14 protein-coding genes are annotated in these 17,292 nt (G+C 70.9%); 13 read left to right on the top strand and 1 reads right to left on the bottom strand.

The window, feature by feature from the left end:
• Positions 1-38 precede the first annotated feature (38 nt).
• The 4 genes from BN1056_RS05100 to BN1056_RS05085 all read left to right on the top strand — a co-directional run bounded on the left by BN1056_RS05100 (position 39) and on the right by BN1056_RS05085 (position 4,376).
• Positions 39-425, top strand: coding sequence for a winged helix-turn-helix transcriptional regulator (locus tag BN1056_RS05100; protein WP_210579549.1), 387 nt, complete (start codon positions 39-41; stop codon positions 423-425).
• A 260-nt stretch (positions 426-685) separates the two neighbouring features.
• Complete coding sequence (locus BN1056_RS05095) at positions 686-1,864, top strand: hypothetical protein (protein ID WP_210579548.1); 1,179 nt, start codon at positions 686-688, stop codon at positions 1,862-1,864.
• A complete protein-coding gene (locus BN1056_RS05090; protein ID WP_210579546.1) occupies positions 1,861-3,114 on the top strand; it encodes a hypothetical protein in 1,254 nt (417 codons plus the stop codon). The genes BN1056_RS05095 and BN1056_RS05090 overlap by 4 nt, the downstream gene beginning before the upstream one ends.
• Entirely contained in the window at positions 3,111-4,376 is a 1,266-nt protein-coding gene (locus BN1056_RS05085) for a hypothetical protein (protein ID WP_210579545.1), read from the top strand. Before BN1056_RS05090 ends, BN1056_RS05085 begins: the two co-directional genes overlap by 4 nt.
• 124 nt (positions 4,377-4,500) lie before the next feature.
• Here BN1056_RS05085 and coaA read toward each other — a convergent pair whose 3' ends face one another.
• On the bottom strand, positions 4,501-5,523 hold the full coding sequence (gene coaA, locus BN1056_RS05080) for a type I pantothenate kinase (protein ID WP_210579544.1): 1,023 nt from the start codon (positions 5,521-5,523) through the stop codon (positions 4,501-4,503).
• Positions 5,524-5,660: 137 nt separating this feature from the next.
• Between coaA and glmS the strand changes: the two genes are divergently transcribed.
• From glmS to BN1056_RS05035, 9 genes are all read left to right on the top strand, one after another.
• Complete coding sequence (gene glmS / locus BN1056_RS05075; protein WP_210579543.1) at positions 5,661-7,595, top strand: glutamine--fructose-6-phosphate transaminase (isomerizing); 1,935 nt, start codon at positions 5,661-5,663, stop codon at positions 7,593-7,595.
• Positions 7,596-7,708: 113 nt separating this feature from the next.
• Positions 7,709-9,391, top strand: a complete 1,683-nt coding sequence (locus BN1056_RS05070) for a bifunctional ADP-dependent NAD(P)H-hydrate dehydratase/NAD(P)H-hydrate epimerase (RefSeq protein WP_244671515.1) — start codon at positions 7,709-7,711, stop codon at positions 9,389-9,391.
• Between the two features lie 120 nt (positions 9,392-9,511).
• Positions 9,512-10,861: an alanine racemase gene (alr, locus tag BN1056_RS05065; RefSeq protein ID WP_210579572.1), complete on the top strand. Its 1,350-nt coding sequence runs from the start codon at positions 9,512-9,514 to the stop codon at positions 10,859-10,861.
• The gene (gene tsaE, locus BN1056_RS05060; RefSeq protein WP_210579542.1) at positions 10,858-11,436 is read left to right on the top strand and encodes a tRNA (adenosine(37)-N6)-threonylcarbamoyltransferase complex ATPase subunit type 1 TsaE; all 579 of its coding nucleotides are present in this window, start codon (positions 10,858-10,860) and stop codon (positions 11,434-11,436) included. The genes alr and tsaE overlap by 4 nt, the downstream gene beginning before the upstream one ends.
• A gap of 35 nt (positions 11,437-11,471) precedes the next feature.
• A complete protein-coding gene (gene tsaB / locus BN1056_RS05055) occupies positions 11,472-12,242 on the top strand; it encodes a tRNA (adenosine(37)-N6)-threonylcarbamoyltransferase complex dimerization subunit type 1 TsaB (protein WP_210579541.1) in 771 nt (256 codons plus the stop codon).
• Positions 12,239-12,805 (top strand): ribosomal protein S18-alanine N-acetyltransferase, encoded by a 567-nt coding sequence (rimI, locus tag BN1056_RS05050; protein ID WP_244671513.1) that lies wholly within the window; start codon positions 12,239-12,241, stop codon positions 12,803-12,805. Before tsaB ends, rimI begins: the two co-directional genes overlap by 4 nt.
• Positions 12,806-13,057: 252 nt before the next feature.
• The gene (locus BN1056_RS05045) at positions 13,058-13,804 is read left to right on the top strand and encodes a succinate dehydrogenase cytochrome b subunit (RefSeq protein ID WP_210579570.1); all 747 of its coding nucleotides are present in this window, start codon (positions 13,058-13,060) and stop codon (positions 13,802-13,804) included.
• Positions 13,805-13,822: 18 nt separating this feature from the next.
• Positions 13,823-15,823 carry a fumarate reductase/succinate dehydrogenase flavoprotein subunit gene (locus BN1056_RS05040; RefSeq protein ID WP_210579569.1) on the top strand — a complete coding sequence of 667 codons (2,001 nt, stop codon included), beginning with the start codon at positions 13,823-13,825 and terminating at the stop codon, positions 15,821-15,823.
• A complete protein-coding gene (locus BN1056_RS05035) occupies positions 15,820-16,593 on the top strand; it encodes a succinate dehydrogenase/fumarate reductase iron-sulfur subunit (protein WP_073327481.1) in 774 nt (257 codons plus the stop codon). The genes BN1056_RS05040 and BN1056_RS05035 overlap by 4 nt, the downstream gene beginning before the upstream one ends.
• The last annotated feature ends 699 nt before the right edge of the window (positions 16,594-17,292 follow it).

Below are 17,292 nucleotides of genomic sequence, written 5' to 3'. Positions count from 1 at the left end.
GTCGGGTGTCGACGGCGGGGCGAAGGGAGGAACGGCGCATGAGTGCGGTAGGTGAGGGCGAGCACGCCTACAACCCCTACAGCCGGTCCTGCCCCTCGCGACGCCTGTTGCGGGAGCTCGGTGAACTGTGGAGCGTGCTGGTCATCGGCGCCCTGTACGAGGGGCCGCTGCGCTTCACCGAGATCTCCCGGCGCGTGGACGGTATCTCCACCAAGATGCTCACCCAGACGCTGCGCACCCTGGAACGCGACGGCCTGGTCAGGCGCGAGTACTACACCGAGACCCCGCCGCGGGTCACCTACGAGTTGACCGCACTGGGGCGGGACCTCGCCGACGTCATGGACACCCTGGAGAACTGGGCCGTCGGGCACATGGACGACGTGCTCGCCGCCCGCGAGGCCTACGACGCCGAACGCGCGGACTAGCCATGTTCCGCAGGCCCCGGGGGACGATGTCTGGGGGATGACCTCCCGCTGGCTCTGCTAAGCTCGAGATCACGAGACGGACACGGCGGCGCGTGTCACTGGCGCCCTGAAACCGTCCTCGCGCCCACCAGCTGTTTTAAGGAGCTGCTATGTCGGCATCCCCCTGCAGTCTCACGCCTGATCCGCAAGGGGAGCTTTCAATATCCCCAGGCGCCGCCTCGACGGGCTCTCCCGAATCCCTGGTCCGTCGGCCGGATGCGATGACGTACGTCGGTGGCGCGCTCATCACTCTGGCGGGTGTCGCGGTAGCCGTGGCCGGCGTCCGGACGGACCTGGAGTCAGACGAGCCGATTCGGTCCATCTGGCTCGGGGGCGTTGTCGGCATGGCGCTGCTGCTGATCTGCTCGGGCTTGACCATGGTGGCGCGGCGCACGGTCTTCGACGCCGACGGCATTCACTCCCGCGGCCTGATCCGGCACGTGGACCTGCCCTGGCCAGACACACGCACCGCCTTCGTCGTGGACGTGGGTACGCACAGTCATGACCAGGGCAACGACAGGCACTCCGCGAGACGACGGCGGGAGGTGACTCTCACAGTCCACGTGCTGGCGCCGGGGCGAAGCGCGACACTGGCGATGCCGCGCATCCTGTCCGCACCCGCGCGGGAGGAGCCGGCACTGCGTGCGCGCCTCGAGGCAGACCTGGATGAGATCTGGGCATGGGCGCTCGACCGCGGCTACGCGCGGGAGTGGGACCAGGGCGGGTACGTGCCCGGGCCGGGGCCGCGGACGTCGGCATACGGCGGCTCGGCCGCCGACCAGACGCTACTGGCCCGCGAGCCCCTGGTGCTCAAGCAACGACCGGACGGGAGAACGGCGGCGTTCATAACCGCGTCGATCGGCTTCATGCTGGTCGGTGGCCTCGTGCTGGTGCGCGCACTGCAAGCTGTGGATGATCTGGCCTCCGACGGCGCCGAATCGATGGCCATTGTGCTCGCGTGCGTGTACCTCGGCGTCGGGGCCGCCTTTCTGATTGGCGAGTGGGTCAGACTGCGCTCGCGGTTGACGGTATCGCGGGACGGGCTGGAGTGGACGGGGGTCTGGGGCGCACAGCACCTGGCGTGGCCGCCGTCGCGCACGTGCGTATTCGTCCAATCCCGTAGAACCTCGGGTCGAACCACGGCCACGGTGTGCGTACTCGCCCCCGACAGGACGGCGATGGCCGTGCCCGGCCTGACGTGGCGCTCCAAGCACGATCGCCGCGCCCTGCTGCCGGCGGCGACTGCCGCACAGTCCATATGGCAGTGGGGGTCCTCCCGCGGCGTCGCCCGTGACGACGGCGTCTACCGCGCCGCAGTCGATGCGGAACTCGAACGCGACCGGGCCGACGCCGCGCTGCGGATCGACTACCTGCTGTCACATCCCCAGGAGACGCGATGACAGGTATACGGCAAGGGGGCGCCGAGTCGCTGGTGCGTCGGCCGAGTCCCTTCACCTACGTCTTCGGCGGCTTCTTCGCGCTGTTGGGGGTCATGTTTCTGATAATCGGTTCACGGTTGCTCGCCTTCGGCGTGTCCGTGCCGCCGTTCGCCGTGGCCGGCGTCGCAGGCGCGGCAGTGCTGATGATCGGTGGGGGCCTGGCGCCTCCGCTCAGATTTCGCACGGTCTTCGATGCCACCGGCATTCACTCCCGGGGCGTGCTGCGGACGGTCCACCTGCCCTGGCCCGCCTCCCGCACCGCCTTCGTTATCAACGTCTCCGAACGGGTCCGTTCAGAGAACGGGGGCACGACCGACGTGCTGACCGCCACGGTTGCCGTGGCCACGCCGGACGGCAACGTAACCCTGGCGGCGCCTCGCATTGCCGCCATGAATCCCGATGGGTTGCGTTCCCGACTGGAAGCAGAGGTCGATGAGATCTGGGCGTGGGCGCGCTCACGCGGTTACGTGCGCGAATTCGAGGCTGCACCGGACGGGCCGATACCACTGGCGCCCACCCCTCGGTACGACGGGCCGGCTCCGGCTTCGGCGCCCGCAGATGGGCTGTCCCCCGAGGACAGGGCCCTGCTGTCCCGCGATCCCCTGATCTTCAAGCCCGCGGGAAGTGCCATCCGGCCGGCGATCATCCTTTGCGTCGTGTACCTCGCCTTGGCGGGCGGGATGCGGCTGCTGACGGATCTGGGCCCGCGCCACATCCCAGCGCTAGGCGGGCGTTTTCCGGAGTCCGGTGCATTCGCCGGGGTATCCGCCGCGCTGCTGATCTCCGTACTCGGCTACCTCCTGTTCTCCGTGTTCAAGACGATGCGCACCCGGCTGACCCTCGTGCCCGAGGGGCTGGTGTGGCAGGACGTGTGGCGCACCGAACGGCTGACCTGGCCGCCGTCGCGCTCGTGCATCTTCGTGCTGGCGTTCCACGAATCGGTGCGCACCACGGCGTCGCTGCGGCTGCTCGCTCCCGACGGCGTGGCGCTGCGCATACCGGGACTGCACTGGGCCTCCCGTGACGAACGCCGAGCGCTGCTGGCGGCCGAGGCAATGGCTCAGGCGATCTGGGAATGGGGCGCCTCCAGCGGCGCAGCCCGAGATGACGGCGTCTACCGGCCGGCCGCTGACGCCGAGGTGGAGCAGCGACGCGTCGCCACCGCCCAACGCATCGAGTACCTGCGCACGTTTCCCCAGGAGCAGCGATGACTTACCCCTGGCAAGGCACCCAAGACGGGTTCGAGCGTGGTGCCGCACCGTATGGCGGTTCGCAGAGGAGTGCCTCGTCACGACTCCAAGTTTCGGGATCACTGGTGCGCCGACCGGGTGCCGCCAGCTTGGTCGCCGGCGTCGTCTTCTTGTTCGGCGGCCTCATAGTTTTCAGCATCGTCCAGACGCTGCATGCAGCCGATCCCGAGTCGCCGGTCACCGTACCTCTGTGCGCGGGTGGGGTGATTTTGTTGTTCCTCGGCGTCGCGGTGCTTCGGCGCCGCACCCTTTTTGACGCTCACGGGATACACTCACGAGGCCTGCTGCGGACGGTTCACCTGTCCTGGCCCGACTCGCGTGCCGGATTCATCGTCGTCACAGACGCCGGCGGCAAGCACGCCCCAGTGCCCGTGGTAGAGGTGGAAACGGCTGGTAAAAGGACGAGACTGTCCGCTCCGCGCCTATCCTCCCGGACGCGGCTCGAGGCTGAGGTCGACGCCATCTGGTCCTGGGCGCTGGCCCGCGGCTACGCCCGCGAGACCATGCCCGCCCTGTTCTCACCACAAGGTGTCGGCCCTCGTAATGTGCAGAACGAATACCCGGCCGTACCGGTGCTGCGCACTCCGCCGGCAGACCAGACACTGCTTGCCCACGAGCCCCTAATCCTCAAAGACAAGCCGAACTGGCACGGTCTCATCCCCAACATCGTTATCCTCGTGTTCCTATGCATCCTGGCGCTGCCGGCCGTGCTCGGCCCGGAGCGGACGCCGCAGGCCTTTGCCGGAGTATTCCGGGAGGACGGGACGCTGCGACTGTCCAGCGGTTTCTGGATACTGCTGGTCGCATCCGCGGGCGGCCTCGTGGTCAGTGTGCACCGGATTGTTCGGGAACACACGATCCTCTCGCGGGAAGGTCTGGCACTTGTGGTGTGGCGAACCCTTCGAGTGGCGTGGCCGCCGTCGAGCTCGTACTTCTTCGTACGAAGCCGGCGCTACTTCGGGCACGTCGAGGCCTCCGCATGGCTGCTCGACCCTGCCGGATTAGCGCTGCGCGTGCCCGGCACGGCGTGTTTCTCTAAGCATGAGGATCAGGCCCTGCTGGCCGCTGCGGCCGCAGCACAAACCATCTGGGAGTGGGGCGTCTCCCGCGCAGTCGCCTACGACGACGGCACCTACTATTCGGTCCCCGACGATGCGATCGAGCAGGAGCGCCGCGCCAACGATCGGCGGATCGCCTACCTCATGTCCCGCGACATCATGTAGGAAAACGGACACCTTCGGCTCACGCTGACATCGGCCGGTCGCGAGTGGGCGCAGACGATTGCCAGTTGCGAGATCATCCGTCCGAGTCCGCCCCGCCCCGCCCCAGCCAACCGACCATGGGCGTTCAGGCCTTGCGCAGCAGCACCCGGCTCATGTGATGGTCGGCGTCCTTGTGCAGCACCAGGGTGGCCCGCCCCCGGGTGGGGGCGATGTTCTCCCGCAGATTCACCAGGTTGATGCTCTCCCACACCTCGTTCGCGGCCGCCAGCGCGATGTCGTCCGGGATGGCCTGGTAGCGCCGGAAGTAGGAGTTCGGGTCCTTGAAGGCCGTGTGCTTGAGCGTCAGGAAGCGGTCCAGGTACCAGCGGCGGATGTCCTCCGGGTCGGCGTCCACATAGATGGAGAAGTCGATGAAGTCGCTCACCGCCAGCGCCGACGTCACCGGGCGCTCATCGTTGCCGGGGGAGTGGCGCACCCGCGGGGCGGGCTGGAGCACATTCAGTCCCTCCAGCACCACCACGTCCGGCCGCTCAATCACGAGCTTCCTGCCCGGCACGATGTCGTAGACGGTGTGCGAGTACACCGGCGCCTCCACCCGCGGCGCCCCGGACTTAACCGCGGTGACGAACTCCAGCAGCGCCTTCTGGTCGTAGGACTCCGGGAAACCCTTGCGGGCGGTCAGTCCGCGCGCCTCCAGGACGGCGTTGGGCAGCAGGAAGCCGTCGGTAGTGACCAGGTCCACCCGTGGGGTGTCCGGGAAGCGGGCCAGCAGGTGGGCGAGCAGCCGCGCCGTCGTCGACTTGCCAACCGCAACCGAGCCGGCCACGGCCACCACGAACGGCGTGGGGCGTTCATCCACCCCCAGGAAGTCGGCGGTGCGGCGGGCGCGCTCGCGGGCGGTGGTGATGAAGTGCTCCAGCAGTGCCGTCAGCGGCCGGTAGACCACATCCACCTCCGGCAGGTCGATCGGATCACCCAGGCCGCGCAGCTTCTCCAGGTCCGCCTGGGTCAGCGGCAGTGGCGCGGCGGAGGCGAGCGCGCGCCACTGGTCGCGGTGCAACTCGATGTACGGCGAGGGGGGCGTCCCGGGCCGGGACGTCAATGCCGCAGGGGATGCGGGGGTGTTCACCGCACCAGTGTGACGCATTGTTACCTCATAGGCACGTGTGGGTGCCGCCAGGAGGCTGTGACGCCGCATCTCTCACCGGGCCGCCGGTCGATTTCTGCGCGCGTTCACGGCGCGGGCGTTGAATCGGGAGGGGGATTGGTGGTTCTATCGGGCACATGTGTGGAATCGTCGGCCACGTCGGCCCCCTGACCCCGTCAACCGCCTCGTCCGCCCCCGGCTCCGGCCGCTCCCTGGAGGTGCTGCTGGACGGACTCTCGCGCCTGGAATACCGCGGCTACGACTCTGCGGGCGTCGCCCTGGTGCGGCCCGACGGCGTCGAGCGCCTCACGACCGTCAAGGCTGCCGGCAAGCTCGACAACCTGCGCGCCGCCCTGGACGCGGCCGCGCCTGCGCCGGCCACCGCCGGCATCGGGCACACCCGCTGGGCCACGCACGGCGGCCCCACCACCGAAAACGCCCACCCGCACCGGGCGGGCTCCTTGGCCGTGGTGCATAACGGCATCATTGAGAACTTCCGGTCCCTGCGCGCCGAGGTGGAGGCCGCCGGCCGCACCCTGCTGTCCGCCACCGACACCGAGGTGGTTGCCCACCTGCTCGACCTCGACTTCACCGACCGGCTTGCCGCCGCGGGCGAGGCCGGCACCGTGGACCCGGACGCGGCCGCCGCGTTGTTGGTGGAGTCCATGCGCGCCGTCACCGCCCGCCTGGAGGGCACCTTCGCGCTGCTGGCCGTCACCGAGCTCGCCCCCGGTGCGATCGTCGCCGCCCGCCGCTCCAGCCCGCTGGTGATCGGCCTGGGCGAGGGGGAGAACTTCCTCGGCTCGGACGTGGCCGCCTTCGTCGCCTTCACCACCCACGCCGCCGAGGTCGACGACGACCAGGTGCTGCTGCTGACCGCCGACTCTGTCACCGTGTGGGACGCCGCCGGTGACGTCGTCACCCCGCGCCAGTGGGAGGTCTCCTGGGATGCGTCCGCCGCCGTCAAGGGCGGGTACGACACCTTCATGGACAAGGAGATCCACGACGAGCCCACCGCCGTCGCCGAGACCCTGCTCGGGCGTGTCGACGACCGCGGCGAACTGGTCCTGGACGAGATGCGCATCGACCCGGCCGTGCTGCGCAGCATCGACAAGATCATCGTCGTCGCCTGCGGCACCGCCGCCTACGCCGGGCACGTCGCCAAGTACGCCATCGAGCACTGGTGCCGCATCCCGGTGGAGATCGAACTCGCCCACGAGTTCCGCTACCGCGACCCGATCGTGTCGGAGAAGACCCTGACCGTGGCCATCTCCCAGTCGGGGGAGACCATGGACACCATCCAGGCGGTCCGCCACGCCCGCGAACAGGGCAGCCGGGCGCTGGCGATCGTCAACACCTACGGCTCCACGATCGCCCGCGAGGCCGACGCCGTCCTGTACACCCACGCCGGCCCGGAGGTGGCGGTGGCCTCCACCAAGGCCTTCCTCGCCCAGATCACCGCCTGCTACCTGCTGGGCCTGTACCTGGCGCAGCTGCGCGGCAACAAGTGGCCCGACGAGGTCGCCGACTACCTGGAGAATCTCGGCAAGATGCCCGCCAAGATCGAGCGGCTGCTCGCCGAGCAGGAGGACAGCATCCGCGAGCTCGGGGGGCAGCTGGCCGACCAGACCTCCTTCCTGTTCCTGGGCCGCCACGTCGGCTACCCGGTCGCACTGGAGGGGGCGCTGAAGCTGAAGGAGGTCGCCTACGTGCACGCCGAGGGCTTCGCCGCCGGCGAGCTCAAGCACGGCCCCATCGCCCTGGTGGAGGACGGGCTGCCGGTGTTCGTCATCGTCCCCACCCCGCGGCGCCCCGTCCTGCATGACAAGGTCATCTCCAACATTCAGGAGGTGCGCGCCCGCGGCGCCCGCACCATCGTCATCGCGGAGGAGGGCGACGAGGCGGTCACCCCCTTCGCCGACACCGTCATCCGCATCCCGGCCACGCCGACCCTGATGTGGCCGCTGCTGACGGTGGTGCCGCTGCAGATCTTCGCCTCCGCGCTGGCCAAGGCCAAGGGACTGGACGTCGACCAGCCCCGCAACCTGGCCAAGTCCGTCACCGTGGAGTGAATGCACGGGCGGTGCCGGGCGCGCTGGGGCCGACGGTCCAGCCGCACCGTCCCACCACCGATCTCGCGCGCGGTGCCGGGCGCGGGGGGAGCCGACGGGGTGATGATGGGGCGGTGAGTACCGCCACCGCCAGCCCATCCGCCTCCGGTTCCACCCTGGCCGCCGCAGCGGCCTATCCGGCACGTGCCGTCGCCGACGCGGAGGCGCCGCTGACCGCGGGCACCGACCGCTACATGCATGCCGCCGCCCACGCCCTGGCTCGGGCAGCGGTGGAGGAGCTCCGCGGTGCGCGCGGCGCCGTGCCTGGAGCGCGCGTGCTGCTGCTTGTGGGTGGCGGTCACAACGGCGGCGACGCCCTGCTGGCCGGCGCCCTGCTGGCCCGCCACGGCTGTGCCGTCACCGCCGCCCCGGCAACCGACCCGGCTCGTTTGCATGCGGGCGCCCTGGACGCCGCCCGCGCCGCCGGCGTGCGCCTCGCTGCTGATCCCATGGCCGCGGCTCGCGCAGCCGCGGGGGGAGCGGCCGGAGTCGACCTGGTGGTTGACGGGCTCACCGGCATCGCCGCCACCGGGCCACTGCGCCCGGCCGCGGCCGAGATCATCGCTCCGCTGTGCGCCGCCGGGGATCCGGGGGAGCGGCCCTTCCGGGTGCTGGCCGTCGACCTGCCCTCCGGCGTTGGCGTGGACGACGGCACCCTGCCCGGCCCCGTGCTGGCCGCCGATCGCACCGTCACCTTCACCTGCTTCAAGGCCGCCCACCTGGCGCCGCCGGCGGCGCCCCGGTGCGGGCGCGTGGACGTGGTCGACCTGGGGCTGCCCGTGCCGAACGGGGCGCCGCTCGCCGTCCGGCCCACCGACACCGAGCTGGGCGGGCTGCTGCGCGTGCCCGGGGACCGCGACCACAAGTACACCCGGGGCGTGGTCGGGCTGTGGGCCGGCAGCCAGACCTATCCGGGGGCCGCGGTGCTGGCCGCGTCGGCGGCGGTGCGCACGGGCGCCGGCATGGTGCGGTTGGCGGCGCCGGCGCGGGTGGTCGACCTGGTGCTCGCCCGCCGCCCCGAGGTCGTGCCCGTCGACGGGCGCTGTCAGGCGCTGGTGATCGGCCCCGGCACCGACCCCGCCGACGCCCCACGCGCCGCCGAACTCGACGCAGCGTTGGGACGGGTGCTGGGTGAGGCCGGCGAGCCGGTTGATGCGGTGATTGATGCCGGGGCGCTGCCCCTGCTCGCCGCTCGAGTCGTCTCCGGTGGTCGCTGCATGCCGCGGCAGGTGCTCACCCCACACGCCGGGGAGGCCGCCGCCCTGCTCGGCGCGCTGGGGGAGCAGACCTCGCGGGAGTCGGTCGAGGCGGCCCCGGCCGCGGCGGCGCGGCGCCTGGCGGAGCTGACCGGCGCCACCGTGCTGCTGAAGACGACCCCGACGCTGATCGCATCCCCGGGCGGGACACTGCTGTCGGTCGACTCCGGCCCGGGCTGGTTGGCCACCGCCGGCAGTGGGGACGTACTGGCCGGAATCATCGGTGCCCTACTGGCGGCCAGCCGGGCCGATGCCGAGAACGGCAAAGCCGTCGGCGGCGAAGATGTGCAGGCCGAAGCCCCGGCCCGCTGCGCGGCCCTGGGGGTGCGGCTGCATGCGCTCGCGGCAGCCCGGGCGGCGGGCCTGGTTGACGCCAGCCCCGCAGTCACGGCTGGAGCCGGCCGGCTGTTTGCATGCTCGGGACATCCGCTTGCCGCACTGGACCTGACCGAGGCGATCCCGGCCGCCTGGGAACAGCTCTGGTGCGCCGGCCGGGGCTGAACCGAGCCGTTGATGTGACCTCGGGGACTGTCTTGCCCGGCGGCGGCCAGGATGCGGGTGACGTTCTTCTTCGCCGAGTCGGTGGCGATGACCAGGCGCTGAGCCCCGCGGAGTGGAACAATCGCCACCGTGAACGCGTCAACCGGCACCCCGCTTACAGCGACGACCTCCCGCGCCGTCGTCGACCTCGACGCCATCGCCCACAACGCCCACGTGCTCGCCGCGGTCGGCGGCGTGCCCTGGATGGCGGTGGTCAAGGCCGACGCCTACGGCCACGGCATCGGCCCGGTGGCCACCACCTGCCTGCGGGCCGGCGCCACCTGGCTCGGCGTCGCCCAGCTCGCAGAGGCCCTTCACCTGCGTGCCCTGCTCGACGCAGCCGGCGTCGCCCGTCCCTCCCACAATCCCGACTCCGTTCCCACCCCCGAGCGCCCGCGCCTGCTCAGCTGGCTCCTGCCCGTGCTCACACCCGACCAGGCGGCCGCCCCCGGCTCCCCGCTGCGCGCCGCGCTTGCGGCCGGCATCGACCTGTCCGTGTCCACCCGCGCACAACTCGACGCCATTGCGGCGGCCGCCCGCGCCGAACTGGACGACCCCGCCGACGGCCAGTCGGCACCGGGACCGGCCCGCATCCACCTCAAGGTCGACACCGGCATGTCCCGCGGCGGCGCCACCCCCGCCGACCTGCCCGCCCTGGCCGCCGCCGCGAAGGCCGCGGAGGAGGAGGGCACGATCGCCGTGGTCGCCCTGTGGAGCCACCTGTCCCGCGCCGACGAGCCCGCCTGCGGCTCCACCGAGAAGCACCTGTCCCGCTTCCTGGCCGCCGAACGGGTCGTCGCGGAGGCGGGCCTGAACCCGCGCCTGCGCCACCTGGCGGCCACCGCCGGCCTGCTGTGGCACCCCGATACGCGGCTGGATCTGGTACGCATCGGCATCGGCCTGTACGGCCTGTCCCCGGACCCCGCCGTCGCCACCTCCGCCGCCCTGGACCTGACACCGGCCATGCGCCTGGAGGCGCCCCTGACCCAGGTCAAGCGCATCCCCGCCGGCCAGGCCGTCTCCTACGGCGGTACCTGGCGCGCCCCCACCGACCGCTGGCTGGGCCTGGTCCCACTCGGCTACGGCGACGGCATCCCCCGTGCCGCCTCCAACGGCGGCCCGGTCGCGGTGAACGGCCTGCGCGCCGCCATAGTCGGCCGCGTGTGCATGGATCAGGTGGTCATCGACCTCGGCCCGGCCACCACCCCCGAGGGCGCCCCGGTGCCCCCGCCCGCCGCTGCCGGAGACACCGCCGTGCTGTGGGGCGCCCCCGCCGACGCCGTCACCCCCACCGCCGACGAGTGGGCCCAGCTGTGCACCACCATCAACTATGAGATCGTCACCCGCCTGGGTGCGCGTGTGCCCCGTGTCTTCGTGGGCCGCGACGCCGCCGCCATCCCGGCGGTGCACGCAGGAGGGGCCCAGGCATGAGCACCGCCCACCCCGCCGTTCAGGACGGCCCCGCGCCGGTGGTCGTCGTGGACACCGACTCCGCCGACGCCACCCGTGCGCTGGGCGCCCGCCTGGCCAAGCTGCTGCGGGCCGGCGACGTCGTCGTACTCACCGGCGGGCTCGGCGCCGGCAAAACCACCCTCGCCCAGGGCATCGGCTCCGCCATGGGGGTGCGCGGACGCGTCTCCTCACCCACCTTCGTCATCGCGCGCGTCCACCCCGCCGCCGACGCCGGCCCCGACCTCATCCACGTGGACGCCTACCGAATCTCCTCCCTGGAGGAGCTTGACGCCCTCGACCTGGACTCCGCCGTCGCCGACTCGGTCACCCTCATGGAGTGGGGCGAGGGCAAGGCGGAAGCCCTCTCTCCCGACCGGCTGGAGATCACCGTCGCCCGCCCCCACGGCGGCCTCGCCGCCGCCGCGCCCACCGGCTCCGGGGAAACCCGGGCGGTTACCGACCTGGCCCGAGTAGACGACGGCCGACGCACCGTCACCATCGCCGCCGTCGGCCCCCGCTGGGCCGGCGTCGACCTCCGCCCACTCGCCGGCTGACGCTCCAGCGCCCGGCGCTCATCTAGGCTGTGCCCGTGCGCATCCTCTCCATCGACTCCTCCCTGGGAACCCAGCTGCTGGTCGCCGACGCCCCCGACCGCCCGGACGCCGACGCGGCCCCCGCCTCCCTGAACATCCTGACCACCGCCGGGCAGGACAGTCCCCGCCGCCACGCCGAATCACTGGGCCCCATGCTGTCCGCCGCGCTCGCGGACCCGGCGGTGGCCGCGGCCCCGCTGGACGCCGTCGTCGCCACCACCGGCCCGGCCCCCTTCACCGGGCTGCGCGCCGGCCTGGTGACCGCCCGCGCCGTCGGCCGTGCCCGTGACATCCCCGTGTACGGCGTGCCCAGCCTCGACGCCGTGGCCCGCGCCGCCCTCGATCAGCTGGCCCGGCGGGACCAGCAGGCCGCGCAATCGGCCACGGTCCTGGTCGCCACCGACGCGCGCCGCAAGGAGGTCTACACCGCCCGCTACCGGGCTCGTGGCGCCGACGACGTCGAACGCCTGGGTGAGTACGAGGTGCTGGCCCCCGCCGCCCTGCGTCAGCGCGAGGAGAGCGGCGCGCAGCCGCCCGCCGACGTCGTGGCCGGCTCCGGCGTCGCCCTGTACCCCGAGCTGGCCGCCGGCCGCGAGGTGCTGGCCCCCGTCTCCGGGGAGGCGGCCGCCCAGGTGCGCATCGCCCTGGCCCGCCTGCGTGCACTGGACGGCGCGGGGGAGGAGGCCGTGCAGCAGGCCGGACTTGGGACGGCGCCCCTGTACCTGCGCCGCCCCGACGTGCAGATGTCTGCGGGACGCGCACGGTGAACCCGCCCGGCCAGGAGGCTGCAGCGGTCGGGGTGCGGCTGCGCCCCATGACGCCGCAAGACCTGGAGGTGGTCTCCCGCCTGGAGCCGGAGTTGTTCGGTGCGGAGGCCTGGAGTCCAGCGACGCTCGCCGCCGAACTGGACCGCACCAACGGCCCGGGCGCCGACCGCACCTACCTGGTCGCCCACTTGGAGGATGCCGCGCCCGCGGGTGCGGCCGACCCGCAGGAGGCGCCCGCTGCGCCGGGCCCGGGCGCTGCCGACGCCGAACCGATCGTCGGCTACGCCGGCCTGTGGTACGGGGACGGCCGCGGCGACGCCGACCTGCTCACCATCGCCACCATCCCCGCCGCCCGGCGCCGCGGTGTGGCCACCGCCCTGCTGAATGCCCTGCTGACTGCGGCCGCCGACGCCGGTTGCCGCGCCGTCCTGCTGGAGGTACGCGCCTCCAACGAGAGTGCCCAGCGCCTGTACGCCACGCACGGGTTCAAGGCGATCGGCCGACGCCGCCGCTACTACCTGGCGCCGGTGGAGGACGCCATCGTCATGCGCCGACCACTCTGATATTTGTCTGACAATCGTGTGACGAAATGGCGGCGCTAATTCGCCCCGGCGGGCGTGATATGACGAGTCGAGCCGAACCGTGTTCCCGCAGTCTATCCCCGGTTTTCCGCGGCCTGGCGGGGATGCGTGAATGCTCGTGGGGACGCGGGCGGCGGTTTGGGACCATCGGCCAGGGTGCGTTCGTAAACTGCACCCGTGGTGAAAACGTCTGCTCCCCCCAAGAAGAAGGCCGCCTACACGACGACGGTCTTCATGAAGCGTCTGATGGCCTGGTCGGGCATCATCTTCATCGTCTATCTGCTGCTTCACGCCTATGGCAACACCCACTACTTCCAGGGTGAGATCGCCTATGACCACTACGCGGTCTGGCTGCGCACCCTGCTTGAGCCGCTGCTTCCCTACGGCGGCATGCTGTGGATCCTGCGGGTTGTCCTGGTGGCGCTGCTGCTGGCCCACGTGATCAGTGCCTTCCACCTGTGGTTCCGCAACCGCAAGGCCCGTGGGACTGACAAGTACGAGGTCAAGAAGCCGGGCGCCGACTACTTCGCCTCCCGCTACGCCATGCGCACCATGCGCTGGGGCGGCGTGATCCTGCTGCTGTTCATAATCTGGCACATCCTGCAGTTCACCACCCTGTCGTTGGCCCCGGGCGGCGAGTACGTCCACGGGCGCGCCTACGCCAACATGTACTACGGCTTCCAGCTGTGGTGGGTGTACCTGATCTACCTGGTGGCCCTGGCGGCTCTGTGCCTGCACGTGTGGCACGGCGTCTGGTCGGCGCTGCAGACCCTTGGCGCCACCCGCGGCAACACCATCCCCCTCATCCGCCTGATCGCCTTCATCGTCGCCTTCGGCCTGTTCCTCGTGTTCATGTCGGTGCCGACGGCGATCCTCTTCGGCTGGGTCGACGCCCCGATGGCCGCGGCCGACTACTACCCCCAGTTCTGCGATGCGATCGGTTCGGCCTCCGAGCAGTTCGCCCACTGCGCTGCCTACTGATCGAGAAGTGAGTGAATGATGACTGAACTCATCGACGGCCTGTACCGCGAGGGCGAGAAGATCGCCGACACCAAGGCGCCGCACGACGTCCCGATCGCCCAGCGCTGGGAGCAGCGCAAGTTCAACGCCCAGCTGGTCAACCCCGCCAACCGGCGCAAGCTCGACATCATCGTGGTCGGCTCCGGCCTGGCCGGCGGTGCCGCCGCGGCGTCGCTGGGGGAGCAGGGCTACAACGTCAAGTGCTTCTTCTACCAGGACTCCGCCCGGCGCGCCCACTCGATCGCCGCGCAGGGCGGTATCAACGCCGCGAAGAACTACCGCAACGACGGCGACTCCGTATACCGGCTGTTCTACGACACCGTCAAGGGCGGCGACTACCGCGCCCGGGAGGACAACGTCTACCGGCTGGCCGAGGTCAGCGCCAACATCATCGACCAGTGCGTCGCCCAGGGCGTCCCCTTCGCCCGCGAGTACGGCGGCTTGCTAGACAACCGCTCCTTCGGCGGCGTGCAGGTCTCCCGCACCTTCTACGCCCGCGGCCAGACCGGACAGCAGCTGCTGATCGGCGCCTACCAGGCGCTGGAGCGGCAGGTCCACGCCGGCACCGTTAAGGAGTACCGCCGCCACGAGATGCTCGAGCTGATCGTGATCGACGGTCGTGCCCGCGGCATCGTCACCCGCGACATGGTCACCGGCGAGATCGAGACCCACCTGGCCGACGCCGTCGTGCTGTGCACCGGCGGCTACGGCAACGTGTTCTTCCTGTCCACCAACGCCATGGGCTGCAACGCCACCGCCATCTGGCGGGCGCACCGCAAGGGCGCCTACTTCGCCAACCCCTGCTACACGCAGATCCACCCGACCTGCATCCCGCAGTCCGGCGACTTCCAGTCCAAGCTGACCCTGATGAGTGAGTCGCTGCGCAACGACGGCCGCATCTGGGTGCCCAAGAAGGCCGAGGACTGCGAGAAGGACCCGCGCGAGATTCCCGAGGAGGACCGCGACTACTACCTGGAGCGGATCTACCCCGCCTTCGGCAACCTGGTCCCGCGCGACATCGCCTCCCGGCAGGCGAAGAACATGTGCGACGAGGGACGCGGCGTCGGCCCCGCCATCAAGGAGCGCGACGCGCAGGGCAACGAGCGCATGATGCGCCGCGGCGTCTACCTGGACTTCTCCGAGGCCATCGGGCGGCTCGGGCGTGACGCCGTCTCGGCCCGCTACGGGAACCTGTTCGAGATGTACCAGCGCATCACGGGCGACGACCCCTACGAGGTCCCCATGCGCATCTACCCGGCCGTGCACTACACCATGGGCGGACTGTGGGTTGACTACGACCTGGAGTCCAACATCCCGGGCCTGTACGTGGCCGGCGAGGCCAACTTCTCCGACCACGGCGCCAACCGCCTGGGGGCCTCCGCCCTGATGCAGGGGCTGGCCGACGGCTACTTCGTGCTGCCGGACACGCTCAACGACTACCTGGCGGACATGCTGCGGATCGGTAAGGTCGACCCGGACGCCCCGGAGATCGCCGAGGCCCGCAGAAACGTTGAGGACCGCGTCGAGCGGCTCATGGCGCTGCGCGGCACCCGCTCCGTCGACGACTTCCACATGGCCCTGGGCCGCATCATGTGGGAGTACTGCGGCATGGAGCGCCGCGAGGAGGGACTGCGGGAGGCCATCCGCCAGATCCGCGCCCTCAAGGAGGAGTTCTGGCGGGACGCCCGCATCACCGGCGAGGCCATGGAGCTCAACCAGGCGCTGGAGAAGGCGGGCCGCCTGCTCGACTTCTTCGAACTGGCCGAGCTGATGTGCATCGACGCCCTCCACCGGCGGGAGTCCTGCGGCGGCCACTTCCGCGCCGAGTCCCAGACCCCCGAGGGTGAGGCGCTGCGTCACGACGACGAGTTCCTCTACGTGGCGGCCTGGGAGTGGGGCGGCGAGAACCAGCCCCCGATCCTCCACAAGGAGGACCTCATCTACAAGGACATCGAGCTCAAGCAGCGGAGTTACAAGTGAACATCAAGCTGAAGATCTGGCGCCAGAAGAACCAGGACTCGGAGGGGCACTTCGAGGAGTACTCGATGACCGGCATCGAGGAGCACATGAGCTTCCTCGAGGTCCTCGACCTGCTCAACGAGCAGCTCTTCGCCGAGGGCAAGGAGCCCGTCGCCTTCGACTCGGATTGCCGCGAGGGCATCTGCGGGCAGTGTGGCGTGGTCATCAACGGGCAGGCCCACGGGCCGATCCGCTCCACCACCTGCCAGCTGCACATGCGGCACCTGGCGGAGGACCCCTCCTTCAAGGACGGCTCCACCATCACCATCGAGCCGTGGCGCTCCACCGGCTTCCCGGTGCTCAAGGACCTGATCGTGGACCGCTCCGCCCTGGACCGCATCGTCCAGGCCGGCGGCTACATCTCCGTCAACACCGGCGCCGCCCCGGAGGCACACTCCGTGCCCGTGCAGAAGGACAAGGCCGACGCCGCCTTCGAGGCCGCCGCGTGCATCGGCTGCGGCGCCTGCGTGGCCGCCTGCCCGAACGCCTCCGCCATGCTGTTCACCGGCGCGAAGATCTCCCACCTGGGCCTGCTCCCGCAGGGCCAGCCGGAGCGGCTCGCCCGCGTGGTCAACATGCTCAACCAGCACGACGCCGAGGGCTTCGGCGGCTGCACCAACATCGGTGAGTGCGCGGCCGTGTGCCCCAAGTCGGTGCCGCTGGAGGTCATCACCAGGCTGAACCGCGACCTCGGCCACGCCCTGTGGAAGGGCCAGAAGACCACCGCCTGAGGCGCTTGGCCCCGGCTGAGGCTTCCACACCCGCGCGCCGCGCAGTAGCTCTGCTCAGAGCCGCTGCGCGGCGTCGTCGTAAATCTGCTTGGCATACCTGTGCGGGTAGCCGATGTCCCGGTCAACTTTGCCGTCGTACATGTCATAGAACACGCAGGAGTAGCCGGAGGTACCCGCGACGGCTCCGTCCGCGGTACACAGCTTTACGGGCTCTTCCCGTTCGCGGGTGTGGGGGCGGGGGTTGGGTCGGTGTCCGAGGTGTGTGGTTGCTTGCGGTTGGGGCGACTAGCCCGCGCGTGCTTGGACCGCCGGGCTCTACTTGGACCGTCTAGCTGCGCTTGCTGTCTAGCTGCAGTTGGACCGCCCAGACGCACTCTCAGGCGGTCCAACTGCAGATTCGTGGTCCAAGTAGGGATCTGGGGCAGGTGCGGGCGCCGGGCCCGGCCGGCCTCCCCGCGGCCGTCCGCCCACGCGGCCCGCCGCCGGCGCCGAGTCGCGTGAGTGGCGGTTCAAAGTGTCCAGGATCGGCATAAACGACTCCGACCTCGCCGACAGTTGTGGGCAGAACGTTGGAATCATGCGGTTTCAGGAACGGCCCTAGCGGTCGTGGACGGCCTTAGTGCCGAATTTGGACATCCCGTCCCACGGCGGGCCGCCCGGGCACACACCACCCACCCCACCAGCACCCAACCCCACCAG

The organism is Actinomyces succiniciruminis (assembly GCF_900002405.1).
Taxonomy (GTDB): domain Bacteria; phylum Actinomycetota; class Actinomycetes; order Actinomycetales; family Actinomycetaceae; genus Actinomyces; species Actinomyces succiniciruminis.
The sequence above is the reverse complement of the archived record's forward strand: the minus strand, read 5'-3'. Positions and strand labels throughout refer to the sequence as shown.